This is a genomic window from Bradyrhizobium sp. AUGA SZCCT0431 (assembly GCF_018131065.1).
Lineage (GTDB): Bacteria > Pseudomonadota > Alphaproteobacteria > Rhizobiales > Xanthobacteraceae > Bradyrhizobium.
On record NZ_JAFCLR010000021.1, the window covers coordinates 1 to 19,592 of the forward strand.

Annotated in this window: 18 protein-coding genes; 5 read left to right on the top strand and 13 right to left on the bottom strand. The window is 63.1% G+C overall.

Annotated features, from left to right (window positions below; genetic code table 11):
• Positions 1-197: 197 nt before the first annotated feature.
• Positions 198-1,073 (bottom strand): dihydrodipicolinate synthase family protein, encoded by an 876-nt coding sequence (locus JQ567_RS21020; protein WP_212440556.1) that lies wholly within the window; start codon positions 1,071-1,073, stop codon positions 198-200.
• Between the two features lie 195 nt (positions 1,074-1,268).
• Positions 1,269-2,879 (bottom strand): gamma-glutamyltransferase family protein, encoded by a 1,611-nt coding sequence (locus JQ567_RS21025; RefSeq protein WP_312017439.1) that lies wholly within the window; start codon positions 2,877-2,879, stop codon positions 1,269-1,271.
• Positions 2,880-3,103: 224 nt separating this feature from the next.
• On the opposite strand from JQ567_RS21025, the gene JQ567_RS21030 reads away from it, so the two are divergent.
• Complete coding sequence (locus tag JQ567_RS21030) at positions 3,104-3,745, top strand: glutathione S-transferase family protein (protein WP_212440557.1); 642 nt, start codon at positions 3,104-3,106, stop codon at positions 3,743-3,745.
• A 30-nt stretch (positions 3,746-3,775) separates the two neighbouring features.
• Here the strand turns inward: JQ567_RS21030 and pgm are convergent, their stop codons facing one another.
• The 4 genes from pgm to JQ567_RS21050 form a co-directional block, all read right to left on the bottom strand.
• Positions 3,776-5,452, bottom strand: a complete 1,677-nt coding sequence (pgm, locus tag JQ567_RS21035; RefSeq protein WP_409363623.1) for a phosphoglucomutase (alpha-D-glucose-1,6-bisphosphate-dependent) — start codon at positions 5,450-5,452, stop codon at positions 3,776-3,778.
• 88 nt (positions 5,453-5,540) lie between these two features.
• A complete protein-coding gene (locus JQ567_RS21040) occupies positions 5,541-6,548 on the bottom strand; it encodes a tripartite tricarboxylate transporter substrate binding protein (RefSeq protein ID WP_249165589.1) in 1,008 nt (335 codons plus the stop codon).
• Between the two features lie 55 nt (positions 6,549-6,603).
• Positions 6,604-7,512 (bottom strand): VOC family protein, encoded by a 909-nt coding sequence (locus tag JQ567_RS21045; protein WP_249165590.1) that lies wholly within the window; start codon positions 7,510-7,512, stop codon positions 6,604-6,606.
• Between the two features lie 14 nt (positions 7,513-7,526).
• Positions 7,527-8,522: a zinc-dependent alcohol dehydrogenase family protein gene (locus tag JQ567_RS21050; RefSeq protein WP_212440560.1), complete on the bottom strand. Its 996-nt coding sequence runs from the start codon at positions 8,520-8,522 to the stop codon at positions 7,527-7,529.
• Between the two features lie 113 nt (positions 8,523-8,635).
• Here JQ567_RS21050 and JQ567_RS21055 point away from each other — a divergent pair, with 113 nt between their 5' ends.
• From JQ567_RS21055 to JQ567_RS21065, 3 genes are all read left to right on the top strand, one after another.
• Positions 8,636-9,337, top strand: a complete 702-nt coding sequence (locus JQ567_RS21055; RefSeq protein WP_212440561.1) for a GntR family transcriptional regulator — start codon at positions 8,636-8,638, stop codon at positions 9,335-9,337.
• Between the two features lie 126 nt (positions 9,338-9,463).
• The gene (locus tag JQ567_RS21060; protein ID WP_212440562.1) at positions 9,464-10,318 is read left to right on the top strand and encodes a fumarylacetoacetate hydrolase family protein; all 855 of its coding nucleotides are present in this window, start codon (positions 9,464-9,466) and stop codon (positions 10,316-10,318) included.
• Positions 10,319-10,322: 4 nt separating this feature from the next.
• Positions 10,323-10,916 (top strand): amino acid synthesis family protein, encoded by a 594-nt coding sequence (locus JQ567_RS21065; protein WP_212440563.1) that lies wholly within the window; start codon positions 10,323-10,325, stop codon positions 10,914-10,916.
• Between the two features lie 22 nt (positions 10,917-10,938).
• Here the strand turns inward: JQ567_RS21065 and JQ567_RS21070 are convergent, their stop codons facing one another.
• From JQ567_RS21070 to JQ567_RS21085, 4 genes are read right to left on the bottom strand one after another with little or no spacing between them, the layout of a single operon-like run.
• Positions 10,939-11,901, bottom strand: coding sequence for a tripartite tricarboxylate transporter substrate binding protein (locus JQ567_RS21070; protein WP_212440564.1), 963 nt, complete (start codon positions 11,899-11,901; stop codon positions 10,939-10,941).
• Between the two features lie 33 nt (positions 11,902-11,934).
• Entirely contained in the window at positions 11,935-13,149 is a 1,215-nt protein-coding gene (locus tag JQ567_RS21075; protein ID WP_212440565.1) for a CaiB/BaiF CoA-transferase family protein, read from the bottom strand.
• A 39-nt stretch (positions 13,150-13,188) separates the two neighbouring features.
• Positions 13,189-14,328, bottom strand: a complete 1,140-nt coding sequence (locus tag JQ567_RS21080) for a MaoC family dehydratase N-terminal domain-containing protein (protein ID WP_212440566.1) — start codon at positions 14,326-14,328, stop codon at positions 13,189-13,191.
• Between the two features lie 29 nt (positions 14,329-14,357).
• Complete coding sequence (locus JQ567_RS21085; RefSeq protein WP_212440567.1) at positions 14,358-15,917, bottom strand: acyl-CoA synthetase; 1,560 nt, start codon at positions 15,915-15,917, stop codon at positions 14,358-14,360.
• Between the two features lie 110 nt (positions 15,918-16,027).
• Between JQ567_RS21085 and JQ567_RS21090 the strand changes: the two genes are divergently transcribed.
• Entirely contained in the window at positions 16,028-16,804 is a 777-nt protein-coding gene (locus tag JQ567_RS21090; protein WP_212440568.1) for an IclR family transcriptional regulator, read from the top strand.
• On the opposite strand, the gene JQ567_RS21095 is transcribed toward JQ567_RS21090, so the two are convergent.
• From JQ567_RS21095 to JQ567_RS21105, 3 genes are all read right to left on the bottom strand, one after another.
• Positions 16,801-17,955 (bottom strand): adenylate/guanylate cyclase domain-containing protein, encoded by a 1,155-nt coding sequence (locus JQ567_RS21095; RefSeq protein ID WP_312017440.1) that lies wholly within the window; start codon positions 17,953-17,955, stop codon positions 16,801-16,803. The genes JQ567_RS21090 and JQ567_RS21095 overlap by 4 nt on opposite strands.
• A 140-nt stretch (positions 17,956-18,095) precedes the next feature.
• Complete coding sequence (locus JQ567_RS21100) at positions 18,096-18,761, bottom strand: DUF3313 domain-containing protein (protein ID WP_212440570.1); 666 nt, start codon at positions 18,759-18,761, stop codon at positions 18,096-18,098.
• A gap of 75 nt (positions 18,762-18,836) precedes the next feature.
• The gene (locus JQ567_RS21105) at positions 18,837-19,400 is read right to left on the bottom strand and encodes a DUF2147 domain-containing protein (RefSeq protein WP_212440571.1); all 564 of its coding nucleotides are present in this window, start codon (positions 19,398-19,400) and stop codon (positions 18,837-18,839) included.
• Positions 19,401-19,592 lie beyond the last annotated feature (192 nt).

The window sequence follows — 19,592 nt, forward strand, 5'->3', positions numbered from 1 at the left end:
GCGTGGACGTCCTTCCATATGACACCTCCTGGCTCTCGCAGCCTACTACAGGTGTCCACTCTTTCGGAGGAGGTTCAAATCCATTCTTCGGCTGGGCGCACCATGGATTGCTTCGCTACGCTCGCAATGACGAGGAGAGGACGACATCAAATCAAGCTGTCATTCCCAGATGCGCAATTGCGCATCGGGGAATGACGCTAAGAAACATCCCTCAACGCCGCTTCCACCACCTTGCGCTGCTCCGCCGTCAGCGCGGCCTGCGGCGGGACGGGGTCGCCGACGGCGTAGCCCTGGATCTCCAGGCCGGCCTTGATGCAGGCGGCGAGGTTGAAGCGGGCGAAGGCTTCGTTGATGCGCCATAGCTTGCGCTGCAGCGTCAGCGCCTCGTCCCAGCGTTTGGCGTGGCAGAGGTTGTAGAGTTCGACGCTCTGGCGCGGAATGATGCAGGCCGGACCCGCCATCCAGCCGAGGCCGCCGATCAGCATCACCGCCGCCGGAATGTGGGCCGAGGCCGAGAACACTTTAATGCTGTCGCCGCAGCGGTTCATGATCGACAGCAGCCGGCCGGTATTGGTCGAAGCATCCTTGATGTAGCCGATGCGCGGATGGGCGGCGAGCCGCTCGATCACGTCCAGCGTCAGATCGGAGCGCTGGAATTGCGGGTTGGTATAGATCACGACGGGAATCTCGACCGCGTCGGCGATGGCGCGGAAATAGGATTCCACCTGCGCGTCCGAGATCGGAAAATACGCTTCGAGGATCGCAAGGATGCCGTCGGCACCAAGCTTCTGGTACGCCTTCGCCTGCGCCACCGCATCGGCCGTCGAGGTCGAGGCGACGCCGGCAATGACAGGCACGCGGCCTTTAGCAGCCTCGATCGTGGTCTGCACCACGGCCGTGCGCTGCGCCTGGTCGAGGTAGGCGAATTCGCCGGTCGAGCCGAGCGGTGTCAATCCGTGCACGCCTGATGTGACGAGATCGTCGCAGAGCCGGCCGAGGACGTCGGTGCGGATGTCGCCTTCGGGGCCAATCGGTGAAACCAGATATGGGAAGACGCCGTGCAGATCAGCCATTGGGAGAATGCCTTAAAGCAGAAACCTTCCCTCTCCCTTGTGGGAGAGAGTGGCACGGACGCGAAGCGTTCGTGACGGGTGAGGGGTCTGTTTCCGCGGATAGAGACCCCTCATCCGGCGCTTCGCGCCACCTTCTCCCACAAGGGGAGAAGGGAGGAAAGAATTACTTCAAACGAGCCTAGTCGTTCAAGTTCATCAAGCCGTAAGCGCCAGACCGTCGGTCGCTGGATCAGCGCCACCTTGCAGCCCTTCAGAAGAAATCTTGATACCGTGTACCCAACCGAATGTGTGGCTAAGCGCGGATCGTACCGTCTGATATCCGAGCCCATTCAGCGCCCGCTCGGCAGAGCGCGGGATCCGGTTCGAGAGATCGATGATATCGCTGGTAGCCGAAAAGCGGGGCGTTGAGACCGCCTCTAGCATCGACATTTCGAAGTCGAGGACGTTCAACGATACCTGGAGCACGCCCATGGCGATCTGGGTCGCACCAGGTGCTCCGATCACCAGGACGGGCTTGTCATCCCTGAAGACGATCGACGGGCAAATGGAGGAGAATCTCGCCTTTCCCGGCGCCAGCGAGCCGGCTCGCCCGGGCCGCGGATCAAAGACCCCCATGCATCCATTGTACATAAAGCCCAGTCCCTCAGTGATCACGCCAGATGGCAACCCAAGCGAATGGGTCATCGAGATGCAGTTGCCGTCGGCATCGCATATCGAAACCTGTGTCGTATCCTTGCTCGGGAGGCCCGCGTTGAGCCTGACCACGTTGACCTTGTCTCCACGCTTGATGCCTTCAGCGATTTCGGCGCAGCGCTCCTTCGAGATCAAGCGATCGGTCGGGACGTCAACGAAGGAGGGGTCGCCGATAAAGAGGTCCTTGTCGCGCGTTGCGGCCTTCATGGCTTCGGCAACGACGCGAATGTATTCGGCGCTGTTGTGACCGATGGACTTCAAATCGAAATTCTCTAGCGTGCGAAGCATCTCCAGCAGCATGATGCCGCCGCCGGGCGCCTGATTTGTCGTAACAATTGAGTTTCGATAGGTGGCGGAAAGCGGCTTGTTTCTGACGGTCTGCAGCTTTTCGAGATCGGAGCGGCGCAACAGACCGCCGTGGGCCCGCATGTCCGCGTCGATGGCATCGGCGATCTCGCCGCGAAAGAACGCGTCGGGTCCGTCCTTCGCGATAACCCGCAGCACGTTTCCATAGTCCCGATTGACGACGCGGTCTCCCACGCGCTTTGGCGATCCGTCCGATCTGCAATAAAGCGCCTTGGCCGATGGGACGAATGAAATTCGATTGGCGTTACCCACCCGTCCCATCGTTCCCTCTTCCGACCACCAGGTGTAGACATGCGGCCGAACGTTCCAGCCGCTTTCCGCGTAATCAATGGCCGGGCCAAACAGCTCCGACCAGGGCAATTTGCCGAGATCACGGTGCGCGTCGGCAAAGGCTCTGAGCGAGGACGGCACGCAGATCGATTGATAACCGATGTCGTTCACGTTCCCCTTGAGAATAAAGCCGTATCCGTCACGTGCTTCGCTCTCGATCAGATCCTGCCACATGTCAGTTCGTACGGCTGATGGCGCAGGGGCATGGAAATCGTAGTAGGTATGCACCTTCTTCGACGGGAAATAGGCGGCCAGACTTCCGAAACCGGCGATTCCGCACATCATGGGGTCAACGACTGTCTGAACCAGCGCTGCCGCGATGGCGGCATCGATCGCATTGCCGCCGGCGACGAGGATGTCCCTGCCCGCCTCTGTGGCCTCGGGTTGCGGAGTCACCACCATGCCCTTGTGCGTCACGTTCTACTCCCTGGCGCCGTCAGTTGACATCGGGTCGCGGCAAGAAGCGAAGCAGCTAAAAATTCTCTTGGCAACAGCGCGATCGGCATGGGCCTCTGCGAGACAAACCAAACCTCGGGCAGGGTCCGCTTTTCCGCCGCCTCCGAGAACCAGCTTGACTCATGGCTCAGCCTGCCTTCAAGCAAATATCGCCCGTTGAACCAGGTGGAAGGGAGACCTCCAACATGATGCGGCTTCACTACTACCCTGGCTTTATCAGTCTCGCCGTCCACATCCTCATCGAAGAAATCGGGCTGGAGTACGAGCTTTCTTTCGTCAATTTGCACAAGGGTCCGAGTAAAAACCCGTCCTATTTGGCACTCCACCCCGACGGACTTGTGCCTGTTCTGGAAAATGATGGTCTCGTTCTCTACGAGAGCACGGCGATCATCCTGCACTTGCTTGAGTTAAAAGAAGGCGCGACGTTTATTCCTGAGCCCGGCAGCGCGCTCAGGCCGCAGTTCTACAAGTGGCTTATGTGGCTCTCTGCCACGCTGCACGCGGATTTATCGCTCTATCTACACCCCAACAAGACTGCCGCATCCGTCGAGGCGCAATCCGAGGTCAGAGATGCGGCAGAGCGGCGGGTGAATGCCCACTTCGACCGGGTGGAAGAGGAGCTGGCTCGGCATCGCGGTCCGTGGTTTTTGGGCGACACGTACTCCGCGGTTGACGCCTACCTCTTCACGCTCGCGCGATGGTCTCGCGGTATGCCCAGATCGGCTGCCAGCAGGCCGCAACTGGGCGCTTACTTGCAGCGCATGATCGGCCGGCCGGCTATGCAGCGTGCTCACGCGCAAGAGCACCTGCCTCAGCCGTGGATTTAACAGCGAGGAGGCTGCTTTGACGGCGCTTCGTCAGAACGCCTTCGCGATCGCGGCCCTGGCGTCGCTCTGGATCTTGCCCAGATGATCGCTGTCGCGAAAACTCTCGGCGTAGATCTTGTAGACGTCTTCGGTGCCCGACGGCCGCGCCGCGAACCAGCCCTGGTCGGTCTCGACCTTGATGCCGCCGAAGGGCTGATCGTTGCCGGGCGCCTTGGTCCTAACCGCCGTCACCGCATCGCCAGCCATTTCCTTCAGGCCGAGCTGTTCGGGGCCGAGCGCCTTGAGCGCGTTCTTCTGCTTCGGCGTCGCCGGCACATCGATCCGCGCATAGACGGGCGTGCCGAGTTCGGCGGTCAGTCCCGCAAACAACTCGCTGGGATTGCGGCCGGTCTTGGCGAGGATTTCGGCCGCCAGCAGCCCCATCACGACGCCGTCCTTGTCGGTGGTCCACACCGATCCGTCCCGCTTCAGGAACGAGGCGCCGGCGCTTTCCTCGCCGGCAAAACCGAATGCGCCGCTGCCGAGCCCGTCGACGAACCATTTGAATCCGACGGGGGTTTCGACCAGCTTGCGGTTCAGCTTCTTCGCGACGCGATCGATGATCGAACTGGAAACGATGGTCTTGCCGATCGCCGCATCCCTGCCCCATTGCGGCCGGTGCTCGAACAGATAGGCGATTGCGGCGGCGAGGAAATGGTTCGGGTTCATCAGGCCGCCGGTGCGCGTCACGATGCCGTGGCGGTCGGCATCCGTATCGTTGGCGAAGGCGACGTCGAATTTGTCGCGCATCTGGATCAGGCTGGCCATCGCGTAAGGCGAGGAGCAATCCATCCGGATCTTGCCGTCCCAGTCTGCGGTCATGAAACGGAAGGTGGGATCGACGACATCGTTCACAACAGTGGCGTTGATGCCGTAGTGCTCGATGAGCGGCTGCCAATAATGCACGGCGGCGCCGCCGAGCGGATCGATGCCGATTTTCACGCCGGATGATTTGATCAGCGCCATGTCAACGGCATTGCCGAGATCGGCGACATAAGGGCCGATATAATCGTACAGATGCGTGGTCGGCGCCTTGCGGGCGCGCTCATACGGCATCCGCGCCACGCCCTTCATGTCCGCCGCCATAAAGGCGTTCGCGGCTTTTTCGACCCTGGCCGTGACATCGGTATCGGCCGGGCCGCCATGCGGCGGATTGTATTTGTAGCCGCCGTCCTCGGGCGGATTATGCGACGGCGTGATGACGACGCCATCGGCAAGGGCGCTCGTCCTGCCCTTGTTGTAGCTCAGGATCGCGTGCGAGATGACCGGCGTCGGCGTGTAGCCGCCGCGATCGTCGATCATGATCTCGACGCCGTTGGCGGCAAATACTTCCACCGCGCTCACCAGCGCAGATTCCGCCAGCGCGTGGGTGTCGATGCCGATGAACAGCGGGCCGGTCAGCCCGGTTTCGCGGCGGTAGTCGCAGATCGCCTGCGTCGTCGCCAGAATGTGGTTTTCGTTGAAGGAGTTTTTCAGCGACGTGCCGCGATGACCCGAGGTGCCGAAGGCAACGCGCTGCGCGGGATCGGCCGGATCGGGTTTTCCAGCGAAATAGGCCGTCATCAGGCGCGGAACATTGACGAGATCAGCGGAACCGACCGGTTTACCTGCGGCAGGATTGGTTGCAGTCACATGGCCTCTCAGGACGGAGTGGTTTCCTGAGAACATACGCGAAAGGACGGCAGCGACAAAGGCGCTTTCGGCCGCTCACCATGCCGGAAATGCAAGCAGGGCCGCCATGACGATGCCTTGATCGTCACAAGCGAGGGATATTCGCCGTCTTGATCACGTCGGCCCATTTTGCGATTTGCGACTGAATCAGCGCGCGCATCTCCTCCGGCGTGCTGCCCTGCACGTCGCCGCCGATCGCGGTCTCCAGCGCCGCCCTGGTTTCGGGATCGGCCAGGGTTTCCAGAACAGCCTTGTTGAGGCGCTTGATGATCGCCGGCGGCGTGCCCTTCGGCGCCAGCAGCCCGGCCCAGGTGCGCACATCGAATCCCTTGACGCCCGATTCATCGGCCGTGGGAACGTTGGGCAAGAGCTTGCTGCGCGCAGGTGATGTCACGGCAAGCCCGCGAATGGCCCCGCTCTCGATCTGCGGCGCCAACAGCACCGGCGTTCCCACGATCATTGGAATCTCGCCGCCGAGCAGCGCGGTGACGGTCAGCGAATCGCCGCGATAGGGAACGTGCACCATCTTGATGCCGGCCGTCGTTTCCAGAAGCGCGCCGGCCAGATGGTGGGTGCTGCCAAATCCAACGGAAGCGTAATTGAGCTCGCCGGGCTTGGCCCTGGCGAGCGCGATCAATTCCCCAAGTGATTTGACCTCGTAATCGGCACGAACGGCGATCACGAGCGCGTAATAGACGGCGGTCGAGATCATCTCAAAGCTGTCGACGGAATCGTAAGGCAGCGACTTGTAGAGGGCCGGCGATATGGCGTGGGCGCCGGTGACGAGCCCGATGGTGTAGCCGTCGGGCTCGGCCTTGGCGATCTGGGCCGCGGCGAGATTGCCGCCCGAACCCGGCTTGGCCTCGATCACGATCGGCTGGCCCAGCCGCTTCGAGAGTCCGTTCGCCAGGATACGCGACAGGGTGTCGGCGGCGCCGCCGGCGGCGAAACCGTGGAGCAGGCGGATCGGCCGCGTCGGATAGTCCTGGGCGCAGGCCGCGCCAAACGAACCTGCGATCGTGGCGATCAACACCATCGCGAACAGTCGCCCAACAAAGTGGCGACGAACTGAACTGCGCGCTGATCCCGCCATTATTGTCTCTCCCCATACCGATCGTTGTTTTCGTTGTTCGTGGAAGTTCGCGCGCCTATTTTCCGCCGCGCATCTTCGGCGAGAACTCCGCCGCCTCGGGCGAAGGACCCACGCCCCAGATGTCGCGCGGCAATCCGGTCCAGGTCTTCGGACGCTGCGGCCGGTCGCGATGCCAGGGACGCGGTTCGAAATAGCCGAGTTCCTCATCAGTCATGCGGTCCATGTCGTAGAACAGCTCGATGAGATAGCCGTCGGGATTGCGATGATAGCTTGCGATGTTGTGCCCGGGGCCGTGCCGCACCGGTCCCCACAGCAGCGGGATCTTTCGGCGCCCGAGCAGGTCGCAGGCCTGCTGCATGTGCGAGGCATCGCGCAGCTCGAATGCCATGTGATGCAGCCGCGCGTCGGTGCCGCGCGCGAAATTGATGGCGTGATGCTCGAAGCCGCAGCGCATGAAGACGAAGTTTTCCTCGATCCGGTCCGAATCGCGGAAACCCAAAACGTCGGCATAGAATGTCGCGGTGCGGTTCGGATCGGGCGCGTACAGCGCCATGTGGCCGAGCTTGCTGACGACGATGCCCCGCACCTGTTCGCTCGGCGGGGTGAATTGCCACTGCGTAAACAGCTCGATCTGCCGGCCGTCGACGTCGCTGAAAACCAGCGTCCGCGATATTCCCGGCGCGGAATCGGAGCGGAGTTCGGACTTGATGCCACGATCATTGAGCTCTTTGCCGACGTCCGCCAGCTCGACATCGGGACCGATCTCGAAGGCCATGGCCTTGCAGGAGGAAGCCGTATCCTGCTCCAGAACCAGCGTGAGTTCACTGGACTCCGAGGCGAACAGCGCGCGACCGGCCTGCTTTTCGACAATGCCGAGACCGATGATCCCCTGATAATATTCGATCTGCTGTTCGATATCGGCCGTCGCGAACGTCGCGTGCCTGATGCGTTTGACTTTTATCATCGAAACCATCCCCGTCAGTCGCGCGTCATGATGATCTTGCCGAGCGCCTTGCCCGAATCCAGCAGCTCGTGCGCCTGCCGCACTTCGGACAGCTTGAAGCGGGCGAAAACCGCCGGCTTGATGCTGCCGTCCGCGAGATGGCCGATCATGCGCTTCATGATGGCGCGGCGGCCTTCGCGGTCATGATCGTAGATGTGAAACGAGAAGCAGCGAATGGCGGGGCAGACGTCGAGATGCTTGCGCATCTCCTCCATCATGTTCTGCGTCGGCAGGCCGTCGAACGCGTTGTAGGAAACCACCGTTCCCCACTTGGCCAGCGCGCGCAGATGGCTGAAAAAATCCGGACCGCCGACATGATCGAGCACGAGATCGACGCCGCGCCCGCCGGTCAGTTCGCGCACGCGCGCGACGACGTCTTCGCCGCGGTAATAGATGATGCCGTCGGCGCCCATCGCGCTGGCGAAGACCGCCTTCTCCTCCGAACTGACGGTGCCGATCACGGTCATGCCCGCAAGTTTTGCCAGTTGCACCAGCGACGAGCCGACGCCGCCGGCCGCGCCGATGACAAGCACCGATTTCGGCGGACGCGCCGATCCGCATTCATTCAAGAGCGCCCACGCCACCTGGTAATTGGCAAGGCAGACCGCGGCTTCGAGGTCGACCTGCTCGGGCAACAGATGGACGGCGTCCGCCGGAGCTGCGACCATCTCGGCGTAGCAGCCGCCGCGCTGCGCCAGGTCGCGGGCGCTCAGCAGCACCTTTTGCCCGACCTCGACATTGCGCACGCCGCTGCCGACGGCCTCGATCCGGCCCGCGACGTCGTTGCCGGGGTTGGCCGGCAGCGGCGGCATCCATTTGTAGACGCCGCTGCGGATCAGCTTGTCGGGCTGCCCGACCCCGAAGGTTTCGGCCCGGATCAGAACATCGGTTTCGCCCAGCGTTGGCTCCGGAACGTCCTGATATTGCAGGGCGTCCGGCCCTCCCGGGCGGTGTACCAAGACAGCCTTCATGCGCGCTCCGCCCCTCTCAAACCATATTTTCGAAAATACTAGCGCTTGCGAAAATTATTGCAACAGCATTCTCGCCTCGATAGACTCGAAGGCGATCGGAGAGCGATTCCAATATGAACGTGACGGCCTTCAAGCGCCGAAAGGAATTCGGCAAGACGCTGGCGTCCGATATCGCGCACCGGATGCGCAACGAGGTCGTGACCTGCCGGCTCAAGCCCGGCGAGGTGCTCAAATTCGATGCGCTGCGGCTGGCCTATGGCGCGAGCTTCACGACGCTGCGCGAGGCGCTGACATGTCTGGCCGCCGAGGGGCTCGTGGTGGCCGAGGAGCAGCGTGGCTTCAAGGTCGCGCCGATCAGCCTTTCGGATCTGATCGATCTCACCCGCGCCCGCATCCTGATCGACGTCGATTTGATCCGCCGCTCGATCGAAAATGGCGATGATGACTGGGAAATCGCGGTTATTTCGTCGATTCACCGGCTCGGAATCATCGAGGGGCGCGCGGTCGAGGACTACGCCGACAATCCGGAATGGAAGCTGGCGCACCGGGAGTTTCACGAATCCCTGGTGGCGGCATGCGGCTCGCCGACCCTGCTTGGCATCCGGCAATCGCTGTTCGAACGTGCCGAGCGCTATCGCAATATCTCGGCAAGGTTCCGGCCACGTCCGCGCGACAAGGCCGGCGAGCACCGCGCGCTGATGAAGGCGGCCGTCGGCCGGGATGCCGATCGGGCCTGCGAGCTGATCGCAAGGCACATCCAGAACACGACCGACAACGTCATCAAATACGCTTCGGAATTGTTCAGCCAGAATTGAACCGATCGGGCCTCGGCGACCGCGCGAAAATGCGCGCTTCCGAGCGGAAACTGAATTTCACTTGTATCATTTTCGAAAATAGTGTCTTTTACGGAAATCTTAAATCAGGGTCCGAGGATCGCGCTCATGAAGCTCATATCTTTCCTGCGCCAGCAGACCGAAACATGGGGCGCCGTGCGCGGCGACGAAGTCGTCGATCTCGGCAAAGCGCTGGGCGGGACGCTGACGGATTTCATCGCGAGCCCGCAATTTGCCGACCGCGACAAGGTCGTCGCCGCCCACAAGGCGGACCTGAAGCTGAGCGAGATCGATTTCCTGCCGGTCATCCCGCGCCCCGAAAAGATCGTCTGCGCCGTGCGCAACTACCTCGACCACCACAACGAGGCTGTCGCGTTCGGCATGAAGCGCGAGATCACCGAATTCCCGCCGATCTTCCTGCGCGTCTGGCGCTCGCAGGTCGCGCACAACGCGCCGGTGATCCGGCCCAAGGTCTCCGACAATCTGGACTGGGAGGGCGAGCTCGCAGTCGTGATCGGCAAGGGCGGCCGCCACATCAGCCAGGCCGATGCCTGGAATCATGTCGCCGGCTACTCGGTCTACAACGACGTCAGCGTCCGCGACTGGCAGCGGCATGCGCAGCAGATCGCATCCGGCAAGAATTTCGTCGGCACCGGCCCGTTCGGCCCATGGCTGGTGACGCCTGACGAGATCGCCGATCCCACCAATCTGAAGCTTGAGACCCGCGTCAATGGCGAGACGGTGCAGTCGAGCAATACGTCGATGCTGATCTTCTCGATCCCGCGGCTGATCGAATATTCCTCGACCATTTTCGACCTCGTGCCGGGCGACGTCATCGCCACAGGCACGCCGGCCGGCGTCGGCTTCACGCGCAAGCCGCCGATCTTCCTCAAGCCCGGCGACGTCGTCGAGGTCGAGATCGAACAGATCGGTATCCTCCGCAATCCCGTCATCGACGAGTGATCCGATGACGCCATCGGCCGTCGCCTATGAAATCCGCAAGACCTCGCTGAGCGTCGAGACGATCTGGCACGAGCGCGGGCCGCGGCTCGCAAAGCCGCTGCTCGTCGGCACGGCGATCGCGGTGATCCGCAATCCCTTTGCCGGCCGCTACGAACCGGACCTGATGCCGTTCCAGGCGTCGCTCCGCGAACTCGGCCGCGAGCTTGCGGCCGCGCTGATCGCGCGGCTCGGCGGCAGCGCCGCGATCGAGGCTTATGGAAAGGGCATCATCGTCGGAGAGGACGGCGAGCTGGAGCACGGCGCAGTCTGGCACGAGGCCGGCGGCCAGGGCATGCGCGAGGTGCTCGGCCAGCCCAAGGCAATCGTTCCCGCAGCGAAGACCATCGGCGGCCCCGGCACCCGCGTGATGGTGCCGCTCGGCCACATCCACGCCGCCTATGTGCGCAGCCATTTCGGCACCGCCGAGATGACGATGTGGGACGCACCACGCCGCGACGAAATCGCGTTCGGCCTCGTGATGGCGACCGGCGGCCGGCCGCACGCCCGCATCGGCGGATTGTCGGCCGATGCGATTTCAGTCCATGACGGGCAACGCTGACTTCACTTGGCGCCCGCGTCGCTCAGCCGCCCTGCAGGCCCGTTTCCTTGATCAGCGGACCCCATTTGAGCCGCTCCTGTTTTTCGAACTGGGTCAGCTCGGCGGGCGTTCCGCCGCCGGGATCAAATCCGAGTTCCAGCAGGCGCTTCTTCGTTTCCGGTTCGGCAAGTGCCTTCGCAAGTTCCTTGTTCAGGAGATCGATGATCGGCTGCGGCGTGTCGCGCGGCGCGTAGAACGCGTTCCAGGCGGTCACCTCGAAGTCGGCCACGCCCTGCTCGGCGATGGACTTTACACCCGGCATCAGCTCGGTCGATTTCAGCGAGGTAATCCCGAGCGCCTTCAGCTTGCCGCCGGCGACATGGCCGCGCAGTGCCGTCACCGTGTCGATGATCAGCGGCACCTGGCCGCCGAGGACATCGGTCGTGGCCGTCGCCGAGCCCTTGTAGGGCACGGAAAACAACGACGCACCGCTCCGTCCCTTCAGGAACTCGAAGACGATGCGGGCCGTCGTGCTCGGCAGCGCGATGTCGACCTTGTCAGGCGTCGCCTTGGCCGCCGCAATCAGATCGGCCAGCGAATTCCCTGAAAACGACGGATTAGCCGCAAGCACCATCGGCAGCTTGCCCACCAGGATGATCGGCGCAAAATCCCTGGCCGGATCGAAACCCGGCGAGGCATACATGAACTCGTTCATGCTCTGCGTGGCGTTGGTGCCCATCAGCAGCGTGTAGCCGTCGGCATCCGAACGCGCGGCCTGCTCGGCGCCTATATTGCCGCCGGCACCCGGCTTGTTCTCGACATAGAACCGCTGGCCCGTCGTCCGCGACAATTGCTCGGCGAAGTATCTCGCCACCACGTCGGTGCCCTGGCCTGCCTGGTACGGCACGATGATCCGCACCGGCCTGGTCGGATAACTCTGCGCCACCGCCGCGCAACTCCATAGCAAAGCCAGCAATCCTGCGGCCCATTTTGCAGATCTCAGCATGACGGTTTCCTCTCCAGATGATTTTATTTTTTGTTATGAACTCTTCTTGTCGTTGAGTGAGACGATGCCGGTCTCGATCAAACCGTCGATGGCCGTTTGATCGAAGCCGGCCTCGCCCAGGATTTCGCGGACATGTTCACCGAAGCGCGGTGGCCGCCGTCCCGCGCCGCCGGGCGTCTGCGCAAGTTTTATGGGAATGCCGGGCGCGCGGTGGCCTTCGCTTTCGACCAGCATGTCGCGGTGCGCCACATGCGGCTGCGCGAACGCCTGCGCCACATTGTTCACCGGCCCTGCCGGCACGCCCGCGCGCATCAGCTCGCGGCAGAGATCGTCGGACTTGAAGCCGGCCAGCGTGCGCTCGAGTTCGGCGCGAAGGGATCCAACGTGCTTGAGCCGGTCAGCATTGGTGCGGAAATGCGGGTCGTCGAGCAGATCTTCGCGCGCCACCTTCTGGCAGAAGCGGCGGAACTGGCCGTCGTTGAGAATACCCAGAAAAATCTCACCATCGCTGGCCGCGAATTTGTCGTAAGGCGCGATATTGGGATGGGCGCTGCCGAGCCGGCCGGGCACGACGTCCGAGCAGAGCCAGTTGGCTGCGTGCGGGACCAGCAAATTGAGTGCGGTGTCGAACAGCGTCACCTCGACGCGCTGCCCCATTCCGGTGCGCTCGCGCGCCGCCAGCGCCAACAGGACGCCGGTCAGCGCATTGTATCCGGTGACGTAATCGACAATGGGAACGCCGACGCGGGTAGCACCGGATTGCTGCGTGCCGTTGATGCTCATCAGCCCGCACATCGCCTGCAGCACCGCGTCGTAACCGGGCATCCCACCCAGCGGCCCGTCGGCGCCGAAGCCGGAAATGGCGCAATAAACCAGCCGCGGAAACCGCGCCGACAAGGTCTCATAGCCGAGACCCCAGCGCTCCATGGTGCCCGGCAGGAAATTCTCCACCAGCACGTCCGCGTCTTTCAACAAGGCCTCGAGCACGGCGCGCCCCTCGCTGCGCGAAAGGTCGAGCGCCATGCCGCGCTTGCCGCGGTTGACGGCGCTGAAATACGCCGCCTGCCCGGCCGCATCGAACGGCGGCCCGAGACCACGGGTCTCGTCACCCGCCGGCGGCTCGATCTTGACGACATCGGCGCCATGATCGGCCAGCATCTGCGTGCACAGGGGCCCGGCGAGCACGCGCGACAGATCGACGACCTTGAGGCCGGTCATCGCTCCGCGCGTGAGCTCGTTTGCGGGCATGGTCAATTGACCCGTTCGGTTGTCAGGAACGAAGCTTCTTCAGGAACGGCTAGGCAATTCCACGATGCCGGTCCCGAGGACCGATACTTCATTGTCCTGGTTGTAGGCTTCCTGGTCGATCTCGACGAGATGACGTCCGCCCTCGACGAACTTGCGCTTCACCTTGCCCTTGATGAACAGCATGTCGCCCTCGGGATTGTGCCGGCGGATCTTGCAGGTCGCGCGGCGCAGGAAGCCGTCATCGCCCATCCAGTTGGTGAGATGATGGGTCAGCCACGAGCAGCGTTCCGGACCGTAATCGTAGGCGCCGGGCGCGCCGACTTCGAGCGCGAACTCCTCTTCCCAATGCACGCGCTCGGGACAGTCAGGAATATTGAAGCGGTTCGGAATGCCGAGACCGCGATGGGCGTCCTGCAGCTTCCAGGCCAGCTTGTTGGCGCGGATGTAGAGACCGCCCCACCCTTGCGCATAGGCGATGAAGCCGGTGACCGTCATCGGTCCCTTGAACATCACGGGCAACGCCTCGCCCTCGGTGACGTCCTGCCAGTAACGCTTGCGCGAACCCTGAATCCGCTCCTCGGCATAGAGCTTGTAGGCCTCGGCCAGTTCCTGCTCGCTGTAACGGCGCGGCGCGCGGGCCTTGACCTCCTTGTACTTGGTGCCCTGCTCGCGCGCGTGGTCGCGCTCGGTGCGGAAGCACCAGCTATCCGCCTCGGCGACGAGGTCGCCCTGCTGGTTGAAGAAATCGACATGATAGGTCTGCTGGATCGCCCGGCCGGCAAAACGCGTCTGGTGCTCGACGAGGTCCTTCAATTTTGCCTCGGTCGAAATCACGTCGTTGCGACGGACCGCCTTGTGCCAGGTCCAGTCGGCGCCCGACCACATCGCATGGACGCCGGGCAAGCCGCCGACGTAACCTGATACGATTCGGCTGGTCGAGAACAGGAAGCTCGGCAGCGCGATGATGCCGCCATGGTTAGTCTTGGCGGCGTAGTCAGGGTCGCACCACAGCGGATTGTCGTCGCCGATGCCGTGCGCGTAATGCCGGATGTTGTCGCGCGTGGCCTCATAGCACCAGGGTTCGGCGGTGACGCCGATGGAGACGCCGATGCGCTTGCGCAGATCGTCGAGGCCATCCTCGGTGATTTTCGGAAACCTGGTTTCGACGGTATCAAGCATTGACGTTCCTTCCTTTCAGGCTTTTGCCTCTATCTCGCTTCTGATTTCGTGATGGCCTGCTCGCGGTCGCGCAGCACCTTGCGGTTGACCTTGCCGGCCGGCGTCTTGGGCAGCTCGCTGACGAAACTGACGACGCGCGGATATTCATGATGGCTGAGGCGCTGGCGCACGACGTCCTGGATCTCGTGCTGGAACGCCTCGTCGCCGGCCCGGTCGGTGACGACGAAGGCCTTTACGACTTGCCCGCGCAGCGGATCGGCGACGCCGATGGCGGCGGCCTCGCGGACCTGCGGATGCTTCAGGATCGCGTCCTCGATTTCGACGGCGCTCATGGTCCAGCCGGCGGAGATGATCACATCGTCGGCGCGGCCGCCGTGATAGAAGTAACCGTCCTCGTCGATGCGGCCGAGATCCTTGGTCGCGATCCACTGCCCGTGGCGCCAGACCTTCAGTTCGCCGGCGACTCCGGGCGGGCATTGCCGGCCCTCGGCATCGTGGACTTCGACGCGCCCGCCGGGAATCGGTTTACCCAATGAACCGGGCTTGACGACGAAATCGCCGGCGCCGGGATAGCTCACCAGGATCACGCCGATCTCGGTGGTGCCGTACATGCTGCAGGCCGGCCGGCCAAAAATATGCTCGACGAACGAAGCGGTCTCGCTGTCGATCGGCTCGCCGGTGAAGGACAATTTCTCGATGGCGTAGCGATAGCGCGGCGCCGCGCCGGAATTCCGCATCATGCGATAATGGGTGGCGGCCGCCGAGATGTTGGTGAACTGATGCTGCTGCAGCGCCGCCAGCAGCCGCTCCGGATTGAACTTGCCGGCATAGGCGCCAATGGTGATGCCGAGCGCCAGCGGCGCCAGCGTGCCGTGCCAGAGACCATGGCCCCACGCCGGCGACGACGGGCAGATGAAGCGATCGCCGGGACGCAGGCCGGTGCCGTACAGCGCCGCCACCATCAGCGTCACGATCGCACGATGGGTGTGCTTGACCGCCTCGGGAAGCTCGCGCGTCGTCCCAGACGTATATTGGAACAGCGCCAGCGCGTCGGCCGCCGTGTTGGGCGTAAAGTGCGGTGAGAAGCGCTCAAGTCCTTTCAGGAACGCATCGTCGGCGACGACGATTTTCGCTTCCATGCCGTCCAGGCTTGGCGCCTTTTCGGCGTTCGTCACAATCAGTCGCGGCGTGCAATCGTTGACGCGCAGCTTGACGCCATCGGGTCCGAACAGCGTGAACAAGGGCACGGCGATCGCGCCCGCCTTCATCGTGCCGAACACCGCCACGTAGAACGCCCGCGATGGCTCGAGCATGATCGCCACGCGATCGCCGGGCTTGACGCCCTCGTTTCCCAGATAATGGGCGAAGCGCGACGAGGCTTCCGAGATCTCGCGAAAGCTCAACAGCTCATCCGGCCCGTCGGCGTGAACGACGATCACCGCCGGATTGGAGCGCCCGGCATGCCGGTCGATGCATTCATGGGCGATGTTCAGGCGTTCGCGATTGCCCGCGAACAATTCCCAGAGTCTGGCGGAGGAAAATTCCGCCTGCGCATCCGCGTAGCTCGTGAAGTAGGTCAGCTTGGTCATGGCGGCAAAATACCGAAGACGAACTGATTGTCAAATAGCGTTTATAATTGTATATGTACAATCACTTCGTTTCGTTGTTGCAGCGCAGCCATTGTTGTACAGAGACAATCATGCCGAATCCCAAAGCCCCACGGGTCCGCGCCGTCCCTGCCGTCACCCGCGCCATCGCCATTCTGCGGCTGCTGAGCCGCAGCCGTTCGCCGCAAAGCCTCAAGGCGATTGCGGAGAGTCTTGACCTCGTGCCCAGCACCGCGCTGCACATCGCGCGCGCGCTCGTTGCCGAAGATCTGCTGCAAGTCGATCCCTCGACCAAGCGCTACAGGCTCGGCGTCGGCATGCTGCCGCTGGCGCGCGCCGTGCTCGAGAACAGCGACTTTCCGAACCTCGTGCGGCCGAAGCTGGATGATCTCTCACACCGCTACGGCGTCATGGCGATCGGCGTCGAAGTGCCCGACCTCGACAACATGATCGTTATCGCCCTTGCCCGCAGCCAGGCGCCGGTGCGCCTGCATGTCGATGTGGGGAGCCGGTTTCCCGCGCTGATCAGCGCTACGGGGCGATGCGTCGCCGCCTTTTGCGGACAACCGCAGAAGGAGATCGAGAAGCGATTTCGCCTGCTGCGCTGGCACAACGCGCCGAGCTACGATTCCTGGCGCAAGGAAGTTGAGCTGGTACGCCGTCAGGGCTTCAGCATCGATCGCGGCAATTACATTGACGGCGTCACCATCGTGGCGGTGCCGGTTCTGAACAGCCAGGGCACGATCTCGCACACGATCGCGGCCGTCGGCCTCGGCAGTCAGCTCGATCGTGCACGCTCGCTGGCGCTGGCAAACGACATGGGCATCGCCGCGCGCGAGGTCGCTGCGCAGCTGCCGCCGCAGTTTTAGCGACAGTTTACGGAATCATCTGCAGGCGCCCAGATCTGCTGCCTGCGCTCCAGTCCGCGCAGGGCAAACGTGCCGACCAGCTGCAGCGGACGGGCGCAGCGTTCGGCGAACGTATCGGAGACCAGCACAGGGCGGCCTGCGTCGTCGCACAGCTCCTCGATACGGCTGGCTTCGTTCACCGCCCGGCCGATCACCGTGAAGTCGAGCCGCCGGCTGGTCCCGACATTGCCGTAGACCACCTGACCGAAGTGCAAGGCCATGTGGACTTCCAATTGCGGCAGTCCCGCCTGGCGACGTCGCTCATTCAAGGCACGGTTGGATGCCAGCGCCCACTCCGCGGCGTCCAGGGCAACACCACAGGTCGCGCATGGCTGATTTTCCGGGTCCGACACCGGAAAGATCGCCAGGAAGCCGTCGCCCATGAATTTCAGGATTTCGCCGCCGCAGCGCGTGACGGGCTCACCGATGGCATCGAAATGCTGGTCCAGCCAACCGACGACCTTCACAGGATCGTCCTGGTCGGTGAGGGTCGTGAAGCCACGGAAATCGGCCAGCAGGATCGCGGCGGCAACCGTCTTGCCTTCACCGCGGCGAATATTGCCTTCGAGAACCCGCGTACTCGTCTCCGAGCCGAGATAGGTCGCGAGCGCTTCCTGCAATGTCCGCGACAGGCTGAGTTTGCAGATGGCAAGCCCGAGCGCGGGAAGCACTTCGTCCAGAACAGCCATGTCGTCGTCGCTGAAACCGGACGGCGTGTCGGTCGCAAATGAAATGGCGACGCCTTTCAGCGCCGTTCCCGGCGCGAACCAGATCAGATGCAGGACATAATCAGTGCCGCCTTCCGCGCGCAGGTCGAGCAGTTCGGGAACAGCGCTTGCGGCATTCGGATCATCTCCAAGACGCCATCGGGCGAAAGTCAGGCCGTCGGCCAGGACCGCGTGGAGAGGACTGCGTTCGAAGGCGCCAAAGTCCTCGTCGCCGTAGCTTGCGGAGACCAATGACGCACCACGGTCGCCGTGCCAGTCGAAGCTGAACCCGCGCACGGACGGGTTTAGCGCGTTGGTGACCACGCCCATGCGCCAGAGCGGCAGCCCCTGGTCGCGCAATGCCTTGCAAAATCCATCGAGCAGAGCGACGCCGTCGTCCAGCACCGTCGCTTGTTCGGTGATCCAGCGAACGATCTGCCGGGTGCACGGCTTGTTCCGGTTTTGATTTCCAACGATCATTTGATGATCCGCGGAGCGCCGGGGCTGTTGGGCGAATGAGGCAAGTGCGCCGATACGATTTGTCATCATTGCAATTGCGCCATCAGCGCTTCGGCGCCCTTGTCGATCCCGGCCTCCGCCGCCGTCAGCCGTCCCACGCTGGCCTTGACGTCGTACGGGCTCGGATATTGCTTGGTGACGAAGGCGCTGAGCAGGCGTGACGTCCCCGCGTCGAAGATTTCGACGGCGTAGACGACCGAGCCTGTCAGCGATCCCTCCCCGTCACGCGCGGTCTGCACGCCGTTATAGACCAGGCCGGCGACATCGAACCGCGACAGCGTGCCGAGCACCGGCGTGTTGGCGACGGCCCCCGTCAGCGTCAATCTCACGCGCAACGTGTTTGGCGCAGGCTGACTTGTAAGCGTGAAGCGGCCGCCCAGCTCTTTCGTGAACCGCGTCCGCATATAGTTCGCGAGCGCGGTCTTGTCGGTTCCGGACAGGTCGCCGAATTGCTGGTCCGGGCCGCGGTAGATCACGATCGGGTCGAGCATGACCTTGTTGTAGGCGCGCCAATCCACGCTGGTGGAATAACGATAGGGAATCCGACCGGACGGATCGGACGGATTTGGCGCGAGATAGGACGATGAAGCCACTTCCGAATAAGGGATCGGCGTCACGCTGGCGCATCCGCTCAAGGCAGCAGCAAGGGCTAGGGCCGCCAGACGGCGGTCCGCTCGCGAGAGGGCAGACATTTCAAACTCCAGTTTGGATATGTTGGGTAAGCGTCAGCGAAGCAGATCGAAACGGCGCGAATTGAATCGCCGGTTCTATTTCGCGGCTCTTGCCATTGTCGGTGGATTCGCCTGCGCCCACTCTCTGTCCGCCCTCGGTCCGGTGGGATCGCCGGTCATACCGACCAGCTGGCCGGGCAAGGCATTCGTGGTCTGGGTCCAGGTCTGGGTGGCGCACAGAATCGACAGCATGCAGCCGGTGACGTTGAGGTCCCTGGCGCCGCGCGATAGCGAGATTTGGTAGCTCTTGCCGTTCTCGGCATTGTAGATCTGACCGTTGAAACGTCCTTCAGCGGCGGGCTTGAGACCCAGGATCAACTGGTGACCGAGAAGCGGCCGCGACCGCTTGGCGGGGTCCGGATTGTTCTGATCCTTCAGCGGCTGCCCGTTCGCGTCCACCGGCTCCTTCATCCAGACGATAAAGCCGCAAACCTGCTCCAGCCTGGCGCCGCAGCGCTCGATGCGAACGCGCGCACGGCCGTCTTGCGTAAGCCAGGTGCCGCTTGGATCGGCCGCACCCGCGGCGTTGCCGGGCCCCGCGATCACGATCTGAAAGAGTGCGAGCGCGGTGCGCAGTATCGTCCGGGAAATCAACGTCATCAGCCTCATTTCCAGTTCCTTTCGGGGACGCGGGCGCAGGTTTCCGTTCGCCCCGAACGGCTGCCGCCGCCCGAAACGCCCTGCGCTATTAATCAAACGATATCGTACTATTATACACTTCCGTAGCCGGGCGCAAGCCGGTATGAGAAGGATCTGACGATGCGACCGCGCAGCCGAACAGGCCGCGCGGGC